At 67.7% G+C, this 16405-nt stretch carries 15 protein-coding genes; all 15 read right to left on the bottom strand.

Features of this window, described 5'->3' with window-relative positions; all coding sequences use genetic code 11:
- Positions 1–48: 48 nt before the first annotated feature.
- Positions 49–1485, bottom strand: a complete 1437-nt coding sequence (locus AC56KL_RS07845) for a PA domain-containing protein (protein WP_497179601.1) — start codon at positions 1483–1485, stop codon at positions 49–51.
- Complete coding sequence (locus AC56KL_RS07840; RefSeq protein WP_497179600.1) at positions 1472–1894, bottom strand: post-PEP-CTERM-1 domain-containing protein; 423 nt, start codon at positions 1892–1894, stop codon at positions 1472–1474. Before AC56KL_RS07840 ends, AC56KL_RS07845 begins: the two co-directional genes overlap by 14 nt.
- A gap of 237 nt (positions 1895–2131) precedes the next feature.
- The gene (locus AC56KL_RS07835; protein ID WP_497179599.1) at positions 2132–2701 is read right to left on the bottom strand and encodes a TMEM175 family protein; all 570 of its coding nucleotides are present in this window, start codon (positions 2699–2701) and stop codon (positions 2132–2134) included.
- Complete coding sequence (locus tag AC56KL_RS07830; RefSeq protein ID WP_497179598.1) at positions 2698–3378, bottom strand: YoaK family protein; 681 nt, start codon at positions 3376–3378, stop codon at positions 2698–2700. Before AC56KL_RS07830 ends, AC56KL_RS07835 begins: the two co-directional genes overlap by 4 nt.
- A 13-nt stretch (positions 3379–3391) precedes the next feature.
- Positions 3392–5272 carry an amidohydrolase gene (locus AC56KL_RS07825; RefSeq protein WP_497179597.1) on the bottom strand — a complete coding sequence of 627 codons (1881 nt, stop codon included), beginning with the start codon at positions 5270–5272 and terminating at the stop codon, positions 3392–3394.
- Between the two features lie 63 nt (positions 5273–5335).
- Positions 5336–6028 carry a hydrolase gene (locus tag AC56KL_RS07820; protein ID WP_497179596.1) on the bottom strand — a complete coding sequence of 231 codons (693 nt, stop codon included), beginning with the start codon at positions 6026–6028 and terminating at the stop codon, positions 5336–5338.
- A gap of 279 nt (positions 6029–6307) precedes the next feature.
- Positions 6308–6586 carry a diguanylate cyclase domain-containing protein gene (locus AC56KL_RS07815; protein ID WP_497179806.1) on the bottom strand — a complete coding sequence of 93 codons (279 nt, stop codon included), beginning with the start codon at positions 6584–6586 and terminating at the stop codon, positions 6308–6310.
- 95 nt (positions 6587–6681) lie between these two features.
- Complete coding sequence (locus tag AC56KL_RS07810; RefSeq protein ID WP_497179595.1) at positions 6682–7968, bottom strand: Xaa-Pro dipeptidase; 1287 nt, start codon at positions 7966–7968, stop codon at positions 6682–6684.
- A gap of 145 nt (positions 7969–8113) precedes the next feature.
- On the bottom strand, positions 8114–8818 hold the full coding sequence (locus AC56KL_RS07805) for a hypothetical protein (protein WP_497179594.1): 705 nt from the start codon (positions 8816–8818) through the stop codon (positions 8114–8116).
- Between the two features lie 19 nt (positions 8819–8837).
- The gene (gspF, locus tag AC56KL_RS07800; RefSeq protein ID WP_497179593.1) at positions 8838–10061 is read right to left on the bottom strand and encodes a type II secretion system inner membrane protein GspF; all 1224 of its coding nucleotides are present in this window, start codon (positions 10059–10061) and stop codon (positions 8838–8840) included.
- Between the two features lie 16 nt (positions 10062–10077).
- Entirely contained in the window at positions 10078–11499 is a 1422-nt protein-coding gene (gene gspE / locus AC56KL_RS07795) for a type II secretion system ATPase GspE (protein WP_497179592.1), read from the bottom strand.
- 7 nt (positions 11500–11506) lie between these two features.
- Entirely contained in the window at positions 11507–13855 is a 2349-nt protein-coding gene (gene gspD / locus AC56KL_RS07790) for a type II secretion system secretin GspD (RefSeq protein ID WP_497179591.1), read from the bottom strand.
- Positions 13855–14628, bottom strand: a complete 774-nt coding sequence (gene gspN, locus AC56KL_RS07785; RefSeq protein WP_497179590.1) for a type II secretion system protein N — start codon at positions 14626–14628, stop codon at positions 13855–13857. Before gspN ends, gspD begins: the two co-directional genes overlap by 1 nt.
- Positions 14625–15158 (bottom strand): type II secretion system protein M, encoded by a 534-nt coding sequence (locus AC56KL_RS07780; RefSeq protein WP_497179589.1) that lies wholly within the window; start codon positions 15156–15158, stop codon positions 14625–14627. The genes gspN and AC56KL_RS07780 overlap by 4 nt, the downstream gene beginning before the upstream one ends.
- Positions 15155–16399 carry a type II secretion system protein GspL gene (gene gspL / locus AC56KL_RS07775; protein WP_497179588.1) on the bottom strand — a complete coding sequence of 415 codons (1245 nt, stop codon included), beginning with the start codon at positions 16397–16399 and terminating at the stop codon, positions 15155–15157. Before gspL ends, AC56KL_RS07780 begins: the two co-directional genes overlap by 4 nt.
- Between the last annotated feature and the right edge of the window lie 6 nt (positions 16400–16405).

Below are 16405 nucleotides of genomic sequence, written 5' to 3'. Positions count from 1 at the left end.
GGGGGTCAGTTCACGAACAGGCGGTTTTTCGTCAAGACCGGCGGGTGGTTACCAGCCGATGTCCTTGAACAGTTCCATCGTCAGGTCGACCGGCGCCGTCACCGAATGGCTCAGGTCGGCACTGATGGACGGTTCCATCAGCTGGTTGCGGGTGGTGGTGGTGTTGTAGTGCGAAACCGACGAGCCCGGCTGATACGGACTCGGCGTGAACATCGTGAGGCGGCCCACCGCATCGGCGCCCGAGAGCTGGGTCTTGGAACGCTCGAACTTGGCCACGGTGCCGTTCACGTCGCCGTTCGGCTTGGTGAGGCTGGCGGCGATCCGGGCGCCATCGGCCTGGGTGACGCGCAAGGCCGGAATCGTGATGGACGGGTCGGCGCCGCCCAGGCCCGCCACTGGTCCCGGTGCGTTGTCGGCCACGATCACGCCGATGGCGCCGGCGTCCTGGGCGTTCTTGACCTTGACCGCGAAACCGCAGGTGCCGCGGCTGACCAGGGCGATCTTGCGGCGCACCGCTTCGGCGTTGGCCGCGTTGAACGGCGTGCAGGCCGAACCCGGGCTGTCCGCCTGCAGGGCGACCTGGGCAATCTGGCCGGTCAGCGGCGAGTTGTCCAGCTTGGGGCCGAAGTCGGCTTCGCCGACGGCATACAGGTCACCGGCCGGCGACGTGGCGCCGACACCGATCACGCGCAGCTGCGCCGTGGCGGTGAGCACCGACGGCGCCGCCGCGGTCACGCGCGGGCCGGTCCAGGACAGGCCGGACGGCTTGAGCGAGGATGCGGCGCGCTCGGCATTGTTCATGTCCACCCACAGCTTGCCGGTCGTGTTGTCGAGCAGGTAGTGGTCCCAGACCGATGGGTATCTGGAGAAAATGGCCCCGGTCTGGCCGTTGGTGAAGGTCTGGAAGCCCAGGCCGTGTCCCATTTCGTGCAGCAGGGTGGCGACGAAGTCGATGTTGTTGCCTTCGTTGGCATCCAGGCCCAGGTAGAACGCGCTGCCTGCCAGGCAGTTCGCCTTGCCGAGTTCGGAATTGAAACGCGCATTGATCTGGCCACCCGGGGCGCTCGAGATCTCGGTGCCGAACAGCTTGTTGGCCAGCGCGTACGAGTACCAGGTGTCGCGCTTCGGCGCGCCGGTGAAGTTGGCGAATACCTGGGTGGCGCCGGCGCTGCCGAGCACGGCGCTATTGGCGGTGCAGGACAGCGGAACGAACTGCGCATTGATGACGATCGGCACCGAGCTGGTCAGGGTCTTGCCCCAGATGTTGGCCGCATGGGTGAACGCGATCAGGCGCTGCTGGCCCAGCGTGGTGCCCGTATTGCCGCCGACCGGCGTGGCCGGGGTCGGGTCATTGAAGCCGACGCCCGGTGCGTTCAGGTTGTTGATCACGATCTGCGCGGCTGCCTGGGCGGTGCCCATGGCGCTGCATGCGAGGGCCAGCCCAGCGGCCGCCAGGGTCAGGCGTGGAAGCTTATTCGACTTCATTCTGATGCTCCTTGGCATGCTTGGACACGGGGGCGGACACGGTGGATTCGGCGGCATGCTTGCCATGCACGCATTCGTGCTCGATCTTGCCGTCCGCAGTGCGGCGTACCACGGTGTGCATCATCGACTCTTCGTCGAGGTGAGCGGCGACGACGCCGTTCTGCTGCAGGCGTGCAACGCCCGCTTCGGGAGCCCCGGAGGCTGCGCGTGCGGCCTTCTGCGCGGCGCGCTCGGCGGCGCGCAGTTCGTTCAGCTGTTTCGCTTCAGCGGCAGTGGCGTTGCGGATCTTGCCGGTGCGCGGGTCCTTGGCGACGGTCTGGCCTTCCTGTCCGGCGGCGAGCGCCGAGCCGGCGAGCGTCAGCGCCGCAACGGCGACGATGCTGCGCAGTGTGAATACGCGTTTTTGCATGTTGTGCTGTCTCTCAGAAAAATGTACTTCGATCGGTCCATCTTTTCTTTCCCCGCCTGTTGGGCTGGGTGAGACAACTATATATTCCACAACAATGTTACAGCTCAGTTTTGTTAAAAATTTTCAATCGTTATTGACACAAAGATGCATATATTATTCGGCTTCCTCTCCCAAACGGCATACTTCCTGCTATGGCTCCCATCGTTGTTTTTCCGCGAAAACCTGTTGTTTGAACAGCTATCGACGCACCGTACAGGCTTCGGGCATCACCCATAACAGGGCCAGCAACACGTGCACCACGGCGCCCAGCGGCGCGTAGACCAGCGACAGCCCGATGGCCAGCGCATACAGCACGATCGACACGCGATTCTTGCGGCTGCCCCATGCATGCACGCGGCTGGCATGCCCCTCCGTATCCAGGCGCCACGACAAGAGCATGAAGGAGATCGAACACAGCAGCAGCACCGCACCGTACAGCGCGACCGGCACAGGCGCCAGCGGGTGTTCGCCGGCCCAGGCCGTGACGTAGGGGATCAGCGACATCCAGAACAGCAGGTGCAGGTTGGCCCACAGGGCGGCGCCGTCGACCTTCGCCACGCGCTCGAGCAGCGCATGGTGGTTGACCCAGTAGATGCCGACGTACACAAAGCTCAGCGCATAGCGCAGCCAGCCCGGCAGCACCTGCGCCAGGTCGGCGGCGGAGGTACCGTGCGGGGGCGCCAGTTCCAGCACCATGATCGTGATGATGATCGCGATCACGCCGTCGCTGAAGGCCTCCAGGCGGTTCTTGCCCATGGTGCGGATCATGACGTTACCGGTTCCGGCAGCGCCAGGTGCAGGCACAGGATCGCCACCGGCACGGCCAGGGCCACGAAGCCGAAGGCGAGGTAGGCGAACGCCGCGGCGGCGCAGCCGAGCGCGAATGCCAGCACCGGCCAGAAGAACTTGGCGCAGCGCGCCCTGGTCGCCGCATCGGCGGCGCCGCGCAGGCGGTCGACGGTGTCGATCACGAGCTGGGTGACGTTCCCCGTCATCATCGAGGTCGGCGCCAGATGGGTGAGCAGGAGTTTGCTGGCCGCGCTGTGCGCGCCCATGGCCGCGGCGCCCAGCAAACCGGCGGCCATCGCCAGCGCAGCGGCGTTGCCGCCAAGCGGCTCGGCCAGCATGCCGCAGGCCATGAAGCCCAGCAGCAGCACCAGTTGCAGCACATAGGACGGCTTGACGGCGGAGCTTGCGCGCCGCTCGCAGCGGGCCACCAGCAGCCGCGCCGCGGCCACGCCAAGGATGAAGGCCGGGAAGGCCAGCAGCTTGAGGAGCGAGGGCGTCTGCGCCGGGTCGGCCAGCGACACCGCGATCAGCACGAAGTTGCCGGTGACGTGGGCGGTGAACAGGCCGAACAGGGCGATGAAGCCGAGGGTGTCGACATAGCCGGCCAGGAAGCCCATGCCAATGCCCTGGAAGCGCTGGAAGCGTGCGGTCGTCATGATCGACTCTGGATCAAAATGCGAAGCAGCTGCAGCCGAAGGCGCCCCAGAAGCCGCCGAAGTCCGATACCGGGACGTTCGACTTGCGGGCCCGGTCATGGGTGTGCGCGTGCACGCCGCAGGGACCGCTGCACTGGTGCGGCAAGGCCATGTGCGACTGCTGGGGCTGTGGAGCAGCCTTGCGCCAGTGCCCCGGCGCCTTCGCGACCGGCGACCACGCCGGCAGCACCGGGATCGGGGCCGGTCCCAGCTCGCTGAACTCGGCGGCGCCGTACACTACCTTGCCGCCGACCACGGTCAGCACCGATTCGATCGCCTTGATGTCTTCCGCCTCCACCGTGAAGAAATCGCTCGACAAGGCGACCAGGTCGGCCAGCATGCCTTCCCGGATCCGGCCCTTGCGGCCCTGCTCGTTCGAAAACCAGGCGCTGCCCGAGGTCCACAGTTCGAGGGCGACGCTGCGGTCGAGCAGGCCCTTGTCGCCGTACAGCGGCAGGCCGCCAACGGTGCGGCCGGTGACCAGCCAGTACAGCGCCGTCCACGGGTTGTAGCTGGCCACGCGGGTGGCGTCGGTGCCGGCGCCGACCGGCACGCCCATCTCGAGCATGCGCTTCACCGGCGGCGTGGCTTTCGCCGCATCGGCGCCGTAGCGGTCCACGAAGTACTCGCCCTGGAAGGCCATGCGGTGCTGGATCGCGATGCCGCCGCCCAGCGCTTTTACCCGCTCGATGTTGGCCGGGCTGATGGTCTCGCAATGGTCGAACATCCAGTGCAGGCCATTGAACGGGATCTCGCGGTCGATCTTCTCGAAGACATCGAGCATGCGGGTGATCGATTCGTCGTAGGTGGCGTGCAGGCGGAACGGCCAGCGCTCCGATACCAGGTGGCGCACGACCTTTTCCAGCTCGTCTTCCATGCCCTCGGCCAGCTCGGGACGCGGCTCCAGGAAGTCCTCGAAGTCGGCCGCCGAGAACACCAGCATCTCGCCGGCGCCGTTGTGGCGGTAGTAGTCGCTGCCTTGCCCCGGCGTCACCATGCCGGTCCAGCGCTGGAAGTCTTCCAGTTCCTTGCCCTTGTTCTGGGTGAACAGGTTGTAGGCGATGCGGATGGTGAGCTGTTCGGCGCGGTCGAGTTCCTCGATGACGCTGTAGTCGTCGGGGTAGTTCTGGAAGCCGCCGCCGGCGTCGATGGCGCTGGTGATGCCGAGGCGGTTCAGTTCGCGCATGAACTGGCGGGTCGAGTTCACCTGCAGGTCGTAGGGCAGCTTTGGGCCCTTGGCCAGGGTGGCGTACAGGATCATCGCGTTGGGGCGGGCGATCAGCATGCCGGTGGGGTTGCCGGCCGCGTCGCGCTGGATCTCGCCGCCGGGCGGATTCGGCGTGTCTTTCGTATAGCCGACGGCGCGCAGCGCGGCGCGATTCAGGAGTGCGCGGTCGTACAGGTGCAGGATGAAGACCGGGGTGTCGGGTGCGGCGGCGTTGATTTCGTCGAGGGTCGGCATGCGCTTCTCGGCGAACTGGAATTCGTTCCAGCCGCCCACCACGCGCACCCACTGCGGGTGCGGGGTGCGCAGGGCCTGTTCCTTCAGCATGCGCAACGCGTCGGCAAGCGAGGGCACGCCTTCCCAGCGCAGCTCGAGGTTGTAGTTCAGGCCACCCCGGATCAGGTGCAGGTGCGAGTCGTTCAGGCCGGGGATCACGGTGCGTCCATTCAGGTCGATGACCTGGCTGCCGGCCTGGCGGTGACGCATCACGTGCTCCTGGTCGCCCACGGCGAGGAAGCGGCCGTCCTGGATGGCGACGGCGCTGGCCTGCGGGTTCTCGCGGTCGAGGGTGGCGAACCTGCCGTTGATGAGGATGAGCGGCGCGGCGCTCCGGGTCGACTGTGCTTGCATGCTCTTGCTCCTGGCTGTGGTGGCGTGGCGGTCCGCCCCGACAGGCGGACCAGCTGTCCTTGTTTAACGAACAGGGGCCGGAACCGGCGCCAGCACCTCGTTGCCGCCCCCGTTGCGGGCCGCGGCCTTGTGCACCATCGTGTAGGCGTAGTCCACGCCCATGCCGTAGGCGCCCGAGTGCTCGGTGACGATCCGGATCACGGCGTCGTAGGTGTCGCGGCGCGCCCAGTCGCGCTGCCACTCCAGCATCACCTGCTGCCAGGTCATCGGCACCACGCCGGCCTGCACCATGCGCTGCATGGCGAAGTCGTGGGCGTCCCTGGTGGTGCCGCCGGAAGCGTCGGCCACCATGTAGATTTCGTATTCGCCTTCGAGCATGGCGCACAGGGCGAAGGTGGTGTTGCAGACCTCGGTCCACAGGCCGGCCACGATCACTTTCTTGCGGCCGTTCGCCGCGAGGGCGTCGCGCACCTTCTGGTCGTCCCAGGAGTTCATCGAGGTGCGCTCGAGGATCGGGTGGTCCGGGAACACATCCAGGATTTCCGGGTAGGTGTTGCCGGAGAACGAATCCGTCTCGACGGTGGTGATGATGGTCGGGATGCCGAAGGCCTTGGCCGCCTTGGCCAGCCCGACCACGTTGTTCTTGAGTAGCTGGCGGTCGATCGACTGCACGCCGAAGGCCATCTGCGGCTGGTGGTCGATGATGATCAGCTGCGAGTTTTCCGGGGTCAGGACTTCCAGTTTTGCGTTGCTCATGATGTGCTCCTCTAGTTAAGTGCGTGGACTGGCGCCGGGTGCAAGGCCGGCTGTAAAAACAATCGAACTCTTCGATGCTTCCGGAGCACTGTTCCTCCGCCTCATCTCATTTCGTGTTCGATGCGATGGAGTGATTATGCGTGGCTATGCTGGATATGAAAAACGGATAATTTGCAGATATACAATCGAAATTTTCGATTATTAAATCGTGACCCAGTCGGGCACTCCGGCTACATGGAGCCGCGCTTGGGATGGGGGGAGCACGCCGGCCGACCGCCGTCAGGGGCCGACGATCCGGTTCTTGCCGCCCTGACTGGCGGCGTACATGCGTGCATCGGCCTCGTGGATGATCGCCTCGATGTCGGCGGGCGCCTTCCCGGCGTCGTGGACGATCAGACCGATGCTTGCGCCGATATGGAGGGTACCGCCGCCGATGGCGAAGGGACGCTGCATTTCATGCAGAATCTTGTTGGCGACGGCGGCTGCGGACCGGGCCGGCGGCTTGCACGCTGCGGGTTGGCGACGAAAACATTCGACATCTGTGTTGCTTGGACCCAGAGTGAATCAGGAGCGCCGCTCGTCATGACGCCGTCGACGCCACCGAAACAGACGCGCTCCGGTTCAAGCTCCGGCTTGCCGTGCTGCAGGCCGCTTCAGGGCGTGCTGCGCTTGACCACCGCGCCGCCCTGGATGACCACGGCCGGCGCTTCCAGCAGCCGCACGTCCACAGTCGGGTCGCCCGGTACCGCCACCATGTCGGCGTGGCGGCCGGCTTCGACGATGCCGACATCGTTCCTGCCGAGCGCTTCGGATGCATTGATGGTGGCCGCCTGGATCGCCTGCAGCGGGCTCATGCCGTACTTGACCATGACCGCGAACTGCTTGCCGTTGCCGCCGTGCGGATGGACGCCGGCGTCGGTGCCGAACACCATCTTCACGCCGGCCGCGTGCGCCTTCCTGAAATTCTGGCGCTGGATCTCGGTCACTTCGCGGTCCTTGCGCAGGTTGTCTTCCAGCACGCCGTTCTTCTTGCCCTCGGCGGCCGTGTAGTCGCCATTGTAGATGTCCATCGACAGCCACGCGCCGTGCTTCCTGGCGAGCGCGATGCCCTCGTCGTCGATCAGGCTGGCGTGCTCGATGGTGGTGACGCCGGCCCGGATCGCGTCCTTGATGCCAGCCGCGCCGTGCGCGTGCGCGGCCACCTTCAGGCCCCACTGGGCCGCTTCCTCCACCGCGGCGCGCAGTTCGGCGTAGTTCATCTGCTGCTGGCCGGGCTCGGTGTTGCGCGAGAACACGCCGCCGGTGGCGCATACCTTGATTACCTGGGCGCCGTACTTGCGCAGCGCGCGCACCGACTTGCGCACCTCGTCCGGGCCGTCGGCGTTGTACGGATTCTTTTCTTCCATCGAGGGCGGGAAATAGGTGCTGTCGCAGTGGCTGCCGGTCGGCCCGAAGGACCAGGCGCCGGGGATGATGCGCGGGCCGCGCACCTTGCCGGCAGCGATCGCCTGGCCGAGGCCGACGTCGTTCCAGTCGGCGGCGCCGACGTTGCGCACCGTGGTGAAGCCCGCATCCAGGGTCTTGCCGGCGTGGACGACGGCCAGCGCCGACCAGAAGCGGTCGTTGTACTCCAGGCCGCTGTAGCCGCCGTAGGTGGGATCGGAATCGAGGTGCACGTGCATGTCGATCAGGCCCGGCACCAGCGTCATGCCCGGCAACGCGATGCGCTCGCCGGTGGCCGGCGTCCCCGTGCCGGACTTGACGCTGACGATGCGGTTGTCGCGCACCAGGATTTCGGGGTGCGCGACCATGCGGCCGGTGCGCACGTCCAGCAGGCGGTCGGCGGTAATGGTGAGCTCGGCCGCCTGGACGCTCGTCCAGCTCAGGGCGGCGACGCAGGACAGGACCATCCGCGACATCAGGGTTCGGGTGCGATTCAAGGGCTTCCTCCGGCATTAAGAATTTGTCAGGTGGCAAGCTTATACCGGGAGTTGCCCTGCGCGTCCAGATGGGCAGTACCGGGGCATGCAGCGCTCGTCCTGAACGCGCAGTGAACAACGCCGCATTGCTGCGGCGTCGTTGGTATTACTGCGTTTGATTCGGCTGTCCCACCGGACTGTTCACCGACCTTGGCGGCGGCATCTGCACCTGGTTCGGCGGTGGAGGCTGCTCCGGGCTCATGGTGGGATCGGGCGGCGGATTGTCCTGGACGGGAATCGCGTTCTCCGGGGTGGTCGGGGTGCCGCCCGGCGGACCGCCCGGCGGCGGCACCGACTGCATGTTCGCGGGCACCGCCACCACGCCCGGTGAGGTCTGCGGCTCGATACCCGGGGCCGGCGCGGCGGCCACCGGCTGCGGTCCCTGCACCGGCGGTGCGATGCCGCCCGCCGAGGTCCCGGTATCGGGCGCCAGGTCGACCCGCTTCATGACGCCGCCTTCCGACAGCATCACGTAGCGCGCGTGCACCTCGGCCACCGTCACGCCGGGCACGATCTCGCGCCCGATCCGCACCGCCTTCGGCGGCGAACCGTCGGCCACCAGGATCACGGCGCTGTTCGGGCCGGCCGAGATGACGCCGGTAAGCTGGTAGTTGGAGATCGCCACCGCGGTCGGCTGGCCGCCGAACAGGGCCGCGATGGCGTCCAGGCTCGGCTCGGCCTGGGCCACGGCCGGCGCCGGCGCCAGCGGGCGCTGCTCGGGCTTGTACAGCTGCAGGAACCAGTAGGCGACAGACGCGACCAGCAGGACCAGCGCGAGCAGGGTGAAAAGGAGAGGCAGACGCTTGTTCATGGTTTCCTTGCTTCTATTCTTAGCGCACCAGCTGGTTGATCTCGATGATCGGCATCAGGACCGCCAGCACGATCAGCAGCACCACCAGGCCCATGGCCAGGATCAGCACCGGCTCCAGCAGGCCGGCGATGGTGAGCGTGCGGCGCTCCAGGTCGGCCTGCTGCGAGTTGGCGGCCCGCTCGAGCATGGCTGGCAGCTCGCCGGTGATCTCGCCGGCCCGGATCATGTGCACCAGCATTGGCGGGAAGTGCTTTTGCGCCGACAGGGCGCGCGCCAGGCTCACCCCTTCGCGCACGCTGGCGGTGGCCTGTTCGACCAGCTCGCGCATCGCCACGTTCGACAGGGTGTCGCGGCTGGTCTCGAGCGCGCGGAGGATGGGCACGCCGGAACCGGTGGTGATCGCCAGCGTGCTGGCGAAGCGCGCCGTGTTCAGGCTGCGCTCGAACTTGCCATACACGGGGGCGCTCAGCAGCCAGGTATGCCAGCGCCGCTTGAGGTCTGGATTGCGCAGCGCGCGCCGCCACATCCAGAATGCGCCGATCAGCAGGATGCCGACGTAGATGCCGTAGGCCCGCACGAAGTTGGAGATGGCCAGCATCATCAGGGTGAGGAAAGGCAGCTTCTGCTTGGTGTTGGCGAACACCGAGACGATCTGCGGCACCACGTAGGTGAGCAGGAAGATCACGATGGCAAAGGCCACCACGGTGACGATCGCCGGATAGGTAAACGCCAGCCGCACCTTCTGCACCAGGGCGTTGCGGCGCTCGATGTAGTCGGCCAGGCGCGACAGCACGCGCGAGAGCTGGCCGATCTGCTCGCCCGAGGACACCAGCGCGCGGTAGATTTCGGCGAAGTCGCGCGGATGGCGCGACAGCGCGGTGGAGAAGGCCGAACCGCCGATGACTTCCGAGCGGATCGAGGCGATCAGGTCGCGCACATAGGGACGCTCGGCCTGTTCCAGCAGGGCCGTGAAGGCCTGTTCCAGCGGCAGGCCGGCTTCCAGCAGGCTGGCCAGCTGGCGCGTGAACAGGGCCAGCTCGACCTGCGACAGGCGTTCGCCGAAGCCGCCGCGGGAACGCGCCGCGCCGGACGCGTCCACCTGGGCCGCGATCTGCTCGACGTTCAGCGGCGTCAGGCCCTGGGTGCGCAGGTCGGCGCGCGCGGCGCGCGGGCTGTCGGCGTTGACCACGCCTTTTTTCGTGGCGCCGCCGGCGTCGACGGCCTCGTAACGGAAAGCTGGCATTAGATAACGTCCACCCTTAGTCCTTGGTCACGCGCACCAGCTCGGCGCGCGTGGTAGTGCCGTCAAGGAGCCAGCGCTCGCCATCCTCGCGCATCATCTTCATGCCGGTCTTCTGGGCCGCCACGCGGATCTCGGCTTCGGAGGCCTGGTTGTGGATCTGGGCCCGGATTTCTTCGGTGGTCTCGAGCAGCTCGTAGACGCCGACCCGGCCGTGGTAGCCGGTGTGGCCGCAGCGCTCGCAGCCCACCGCGTGCCAGCCGGCGCCGTCATTGGTCTTGCACTGCGGGCACAGCTTGCGCACCAGGCGCTGCGCCATCACGCCCAGCAGGGACGAGGACAGCAGGAACGGTTCGATGCCCATGTCCAGCAAACGCGTCACGGCCGAGGCCGCATCGTTGGTGTGCAGGGTGGCCAGCACCAGGTGGCCGGTGAGCGAAGCCTGCACCGCGATCTGCGCGGTTTCCAGGTCGCGGATCTCGCCGATCATGATCACGTCCGGGTCCTGGCGCAGGATCGCACGCAGGGCCTTGGCGAAGCTCATGTCGATGCGCGCATTGACCTGGGTCTGGCCGACGCCGTGGAGGTCGTACTCGATCGGGTCTTCCACCGTCATGATGTTGGTGGTGGACGCGTTCAGGCGCGACAGCGCCGCATACAGCGTGGTCGTCTTGCCGGAACCGGTCGGGCCCGTCACCAGCACGATGCCGTGCGGCTGGTTGATCAGGCGGTCGAACTGCGGCAGCATGTCCGGGCTCATGCCCAGGTGGCTCAGGTCGAGCCGGCCCGCTTCCTTGTCGAGCAGACGCAGCACGGCGCGCTCGCCGTGCCCGGTCGGCAGGGTCGAGACGCGCACGTCGACCGGCTTGCCGCCGATGCGCAAGGTGATGCGGCCGTCCTGCGGCAGGCGCTTCTCGGCAATGTCGAGCTGCGACATGATCTTGATACGCGAGATCAGGGAGGCGTGAATCGCCTTCTTCGGGCGCACGATGTCGCGCAGCGCGCCGTCGACGCGGAAGCGCACCACCGAAGTCTGTTCGAAAGGTTCGATGTGGATGTCGGAGGCGCCTTCGCGCAGCGATTGGGTGAGCAGCGCATTGATCATGCGGATGACGGGTGCGTCGTCCGACGATTCCAGCAGGTCTTCGATGGCCGGCACGTCCTGGAGCAGCCTGGTGAGGTCGAGGTCGGCATCGAACTCGTCCACCACCTGTGAAGCGTCGCCGCCGCCGCCGGCATAGGCCTTGGCGATGGCGTCGTCGAGCTCGCCGCGATCGAGGCGGCGCAGGGTGATGCGGCCGAAGCGGCGCGACACTTCCGCGATCGCGCTCGGCGCCGTGGCGCTGGAGACCAGCACCTCGACGGCCTGGCCCGGTTCGTCTCCGCCGCGCGCCAGCACGCCGTGGTCACGGGCGAAGGCGTAAGGCAACAAATTGTTCATGGTCAGCTTATTTCTGGTTCGATGGCGTCACCGGACGGAACTGGGAAGCCGGGCGGTTCTGCTGTCCCTGCTGTCCTTGCCGCACGGGCTGGCCGGCGGCCGCGCCCGGCGCACTGCCGGCGGCCGGGGCGGCCTGAACCGGTGCGGTCGCCATGGTGCCACCGACGGGCGGCTGGCCACCCGTCAGCGGCGGCAGTTGCGGCGCGCCGAGGTTGCGGATCAGGACCGAATCGTCCTGGCCGGCCTGGCCCGAGGCGCCGGCAGCGCGCATGTATTCGTAGCGGTCCATGGCCAGCGAGTGCGAGGCTTCCTTGCTGCGCACCACGACCGGACGCAGGAACACCATCAGGTTGGTCTTGACCCGGGTGCGGCTGCGGTACTTGAACAGGTTGCCCAGCACCGGAATGTCGCCCAGGCCACGTACTTTCTCTTCCCCATCGCCCTCGGTGTCCTCGATCAGGCCGCCGAGCACGATGATCTGGCCGTCGTCGGCCAGCACATTGCTTTCGATCGCGCGCTGGTTGGTCGTCAGGCCCTGCGGCGCATTGCGGGTGGCCGGGTCGACGCTGGAATTCTCGTGCAGGATCGACATCTTGATCGTACCCCCTTCCGAAATCTGGGGTCGCACCTTGAGCAGCAGGCCGACGTCGCGGCGGTCGACGGTCTGGAACGGGTTGCCGCCGCCGGTCGCGGCGGTGGTCGTGTACGAGCCGGTGATGATCGGCACGTTCTGGCCGACCTTGATCGTCGCCAGCTCGTTGTCCAGCGTGATCATGTTCGGTGTCGACAGGATGTTGGCATTGCCATCGTTTTCAAGGGCGCGCGCCACGGCGCCCAGGCCCAGCTCGCCGCCCACCTGGCGGAACAGGCCGAAGGTCAGGCCGCCCGGGATGTTCGGCACCGAGGTGCCGGACAGGCCGCTGCGCGCGGCCCCGGCCAGGTTGACGATGTTGCTGCCCTGTGCCCCGCCGGTGAAGGACTGGACGCCGCCGACCCGGTACTTGCTGTCGTCGTCGCCCGAGGCGCCGATCCATTGCACGCCGAATTCAGAGGCTCTGTTGGAAGTCACTTCCACCACCAGCGCCTCGATGTAAACCTGGGCGCGGCGTACGTCGAGCTGGTCGATGACGCTGCGCAGGTTGCGGTAGACCGCGTCCGGTGCGGTAATGATCAGGCTGTTGGTCGAGGCGTCGGCCTGGATGAAGCCCGAGCCCTGGCCGCCGCCGGCGCCGCCCGCGGTGAGCTGGCTCTGCTGGCCATAGGTGCCCCCGGTGCCCGCCGTGGCGAGGCTGCCCTGCTGGCCCTGCTGGCTGCCGAGTCCGCCCTGGCCGCCGCTGCCACCCATACCGGCGCTGCCGCCCTGGATCGACCCGCCCGCGGTGCCCTGCTGCTGCACCGGCACCGCGGAGGCGTCTTGCGACACCACGGCGCGCAGGGTTTGCGCCACGCGGCTGGCGTCGGCGTTCTTCAGGTAGACAACGTGGATATTGCCCTGGGTCGAGGTCTGCTGGTCGAGGCGTGCGATCAGCGACTTGGCCAGGTTGGCGCGCGCCTGCGACGGCGCGCGCACGATGACGGAATTGGTGCGCGGGTCGGCCAGCACGCTGACGCGGCCCGAGTCGCCGCCCGCAGCCGGCTCCATCAGCCGGCTGACGAGGGCGGCGATGTCGCTGGCGATCGCGTTGCGGATCGGGATCACGTCGAGGTCGGCCGCCACCGGCGTGTCGAGCGCGGCGATGATCTTGGCCAGGCGGCGCAGGTTGTCGGCGTAGTCGGTGATGACCAGGGTATTGTTGCCCGGGTTCGCCATGATCGAATTGTTCGGCGAAATCAGGGGACGCAGCACGGCGGTGAGGTTGGCCGCCGATTCGTAGGCGAGATAGAACACCTGGGTGGCGATCTGGTCGCCGGTGGCGCGGCTGGCGCGCACGCCGCCGACCTGGGTCGGCGAGGACTGGGCCTTGGCTTCCGCTTCCGGCACCACCTTGGCGTAACCGTCGCCGCTGGTCACCACCGCGTAGCCCTGCAGGCGCAGGGTCGAGGTGAGCAGGCCGAAGGCCTGGGTCTTGGTGAGCGATTTTTCCGACACCAGCGTGATCGTGCCCTTCACGCGCGGGTCGATGATGAAGGTCATGCCGGTGTAGTGGCCGACTGCCTTGATCACCGATTCGATGTCGGCATTGACGAAGCTCAGCGCCGCGGCGTTCGCACTTTCCTGGGCGTGAACTGGCGCCGGCAGGAATGTTCCCGCAGTCGTTGCAGCGAAGCAGCACAGCATGGCGCCGGCCGCGAGGCGGCGCAGCGCCGGCAGGCGCAGGCGTGGTTGGACGGTGGTGGTACGGAGTTGGTTGGTCATTATCTGAACTCGAGTGCGATTATGTTTTTGCCGTTCACCATGCGGCGCTGGCCCAGCAGGTTGAGCATATTGCCCAGCGTCTGTTCGTATCCTTCGGCAGCCGATGCCTGGCCGGAAAAGCGCAGCCGGCCATTTTGCAGCATACCCGAGCCCGACAGCACGAGCGCACCGCGTACGGTGCGCAGGTTCAGGTCGGCCTGGTTGCCGCGCCAGTCGAAGGCCATTTCATAGCTGCCCAGCGGCCGGATGGGCGCCATGCGCGAGCCCATGTCGCTCATGCTTAATACTGTCCTGCCTTGCACGGCCACCGTATTGGGCAAACGCAGCAGGTCGAGCGTGTTCCAGACCAGCCGGATGCTGCCGGTGGGCGCCAGCGTGTTGAGGGGCGCGCCGAGCCCGGCCAGGCCTTCGGCCGGCAGCAGCAGTTCGCCGCTGCTGACCTGCCACTGCGACCAGCTGCCATCGATGCGCACCGGGCGCGCGAGTGCTTGCGGGTTTTCCACTTCCATGTGAACCTGGCCAAACAACACCAGCGGAGACAGGCGCCATGCGAAGCGTCCCGGCAGCAGCGGCGTCACGGCCCCGCCCTCGCCCGGGGCTCCGCCGACAAAGGCTGAGCCGTTCCACAGCGTACCTTGCGCATCCCCGAGAGTCAAACGGCCGCCGGTCTGCTGTTCGACCATCGGCCCCAGCCAGGAAGCGGGCAGGAAGGCCAATACCGTGACGAGCACGGCCAGCGCGGCCACGGCCACCCACAGCAGCAGGCGCTTCATTGGACAGCCGGCGCGCTGGCCTGGCGCAAGGTGAGCGTGGCGTCGACCTGGCCCAGCGCAGCGAGGGCGGTAAAGGTCGCATCCTGCACCTGCACGCGGTTCTCGCGGCGCTGGGCGTCGAGCCAGGCCACCAGGTTGGCAAAGGACACGTTATTGAACTGGAGCTTGGCGTATTCACCCGTCAGGGTAACCGAGCCGGCCTTCAGGCCGCGCTGCGCCATGCTGGCGTTCAGGGCCTCGCCCGTCATCGGCGGCACGGTAGGAGCCGGGCTGGCGGCCAGCGCCTGGGCCTCGGCCGCCAGGGTCTGCATCTGGGCGGCCTGCTGGCGCAGTTCGGGCAGCGAGCGGCGCAGGCTGTCGCGTCCTTCGATGGCCGGCGCCAGCAGCAGGGCATAGACCAGCGAGACCAGCACCACGATCCCACCCACCGTGAGGAACTTGCGCTCCTGGTCGGTGCGCGACAGCCACCAGGCCTGGGCCCGCTCGCGGAGGGCGCCGGCGCGGGCGCGGATGTTCGTTGCTGCGTTCATGGTGCTGCTCCCGGAGTTGCCGGCCCGGCGGCTGACTGGGTGAGGCCGGTACTGCGGATCACCCAGGTGGCGGGGCCGCTTTCTTCGAGGCTCATGTTGCGCGCTTCGAGGATGGCGCGCAGCTGGACCGTGGTGGGGGGATCGATGGTCTCCGGCTTCAGACGCACGGTCAGCGCGCGTTCCCGGAACTCCATCGACGCCAGCCCGGGCGGGCGTCCGAGACCGCGCACCGCTTCGCCGAACATGCCGGCGATCCAGCCGAACTCGTCCTGGCTGACCTGGCCGCTGGCGGCCTTGGCGCGCGCGATGTTCTGGCGCATCTGCGCAACCGGATCGATGACCGGCTGGTTCGGGTAGGCGCTGCGGAAGGTCTGCGACATGCCCATGCGCACAGCGTCGGCTTCGCGCTTCAGGCGCAACCATTCGATGTTGATGCCGATGATGTTGACCACGATCGCGGCGAGGGCGAGGCGCAGCGGCCAGCGCCAGCGGCTCCAGTCGCGCTGGGCGACGCCGGCCGTGCCGAGGCCGGGGACCAGGTCCACCGTGCTGCTCTTCGCGCCGGCGATCCAGTGCTCCCAGGCGTCGCTTTCCAGCGCGATGCCGGGACCGGCTTCCGCCAGCAGCACCTGGTATTCGCCGCGCTGCTCGGGCGGCACGTACAGGGTCAGCGGCGCGTCGCCCGCCAGCGCCCGCGCCGTCTGCAGCGTGAGGGTCGGGTTGCCGTCGAGGGCCAGGCCCAGGCCCTCGTACTGGCCCTGGCGCAGCAGCAGTTCATTGTTGCCGATGGCGGCGCTGGCGCTGCCCGGCTGCAGGGGCAGGCACAGCTGCGCGGGCACGGCGGACACGGTCCGCGCGCCCATGCCGAGCAGGGCTTTCACCAGCGGCTCGAGCCAGTCCCGCTGGACGACAGCGACCGGACGGCGCCCGTCGTTCGATGCCGGGCCGGCCACCAGCACGCAGTCGAGCGGGTCGCCCAGAATATATTCTTCTACAAGGGCCGGCAGGGCCGCGCGCAAACGCGCGCCGGTGACGGGCGGAGCCGCGACCTGCAGCATGGTGACGTCGGCGCCGGCCAGTACCACGACCACGCGCCGGCTGGCGGCGACCACGTCGCCCAGGTTGCGCAGCAGGCCTTCGCCCTGCTGTGCGATGCTTCCGCCATCGGGCACCACCGCGAAGCGGCACAAGGCGCCCTCGCCTTCCGCGCGAGCCGGGTGCCGAATATAAAGAGTAGTCAAACTGTC

Source organism: Telluria sp. ZB4P34, assembly GCF_059686055.1.
This window is presented reverse-complemented; position numbering and strand designations above follow the sequence as displayed.

Coding starts and splice junctions, on each gene's coding strand:
- AC56KL_RS07780 (WP_497179589.1), bottom strand. CDS start 15,158: ATGAACGCAGCAACGAACATCCGCGCCCGCGCCGGCGCCCTCCGCGAG.
- AC56KL_RS07830 (WP_497179598.1), bottom strand. CDS start 3,378: ATGACGACCGCACGCTTCCAGCGCTTCCAGGGCATTGGCATGGGCTTC.
- gspD (WP_497179591.1), bottom strand. CDS start 13,855: ATGACCAACCAACTCCGTACCACCACCGTCCAACCACGCCTGCGCCTG.
- AC56KL_RS07845 (WP_497179601.1), bottom strand. CDS start 1,485: ATGAAGTCGAATAAGCTTCCACGCCTGACCCTGGCGGCCGCTGGGCTG.
- AC56KL_RS07825 (WP_497179597.1), bottom strand. CDS start 5,272: ATGCAAGCACAGTCGACCCGGAGCGCCGCGCCGCTCATCCTCATCAAC.
- AC56KL_RS07805 (WP_497179594.1), bottom strand. CDS start 8,818: ATGAACAAGCGTCTGCCTCTCCTTTTCACCCTGCTCGCGCTGGTCCTG.
- gspF (WP_497179593.1), bottom strand. CDS start 10,061: ATGCCAGCTTTCCGTTACGAGGCCGTCGACGCCGGCGGCGCCACGAAA.
- AC56KL_RS07835 (WP_497179599.1), bottom strand. CDS start 2,701: ATGATCCGCACCATGGGCAAGAACCGCCTGGAGGCCTTCAGCGACGGC.
- AC56KL_RS07840 (WP_497179600.1), bottom strand. CDS start 1,894: ATGCAAAAACGCGTATTCACACTGCGCAGCATCGTCGCCGTTGCGGCG.
- AC56KL_RS07820 (WP_497179596.1), bottom strand. CDS start 6,028: ATGAGCAACGCAAAACTGGAAGTCCTGACCCCGGAAAACTCGCAGCTG.
- gspE (WP_497179592.1), bottom strand. CDS start 11,499: ATGAACAATTTGTTGCCTTACGCCTTCGCCCGTGACCACGGCGTGCTG.
- gspN (WP_497179590.1), bottom strand. CDS start 14,628: ATGAAGCGCCTGCTGCTGTGGGTGGCCGTGGCCGCGCTGGCCGTGCTC.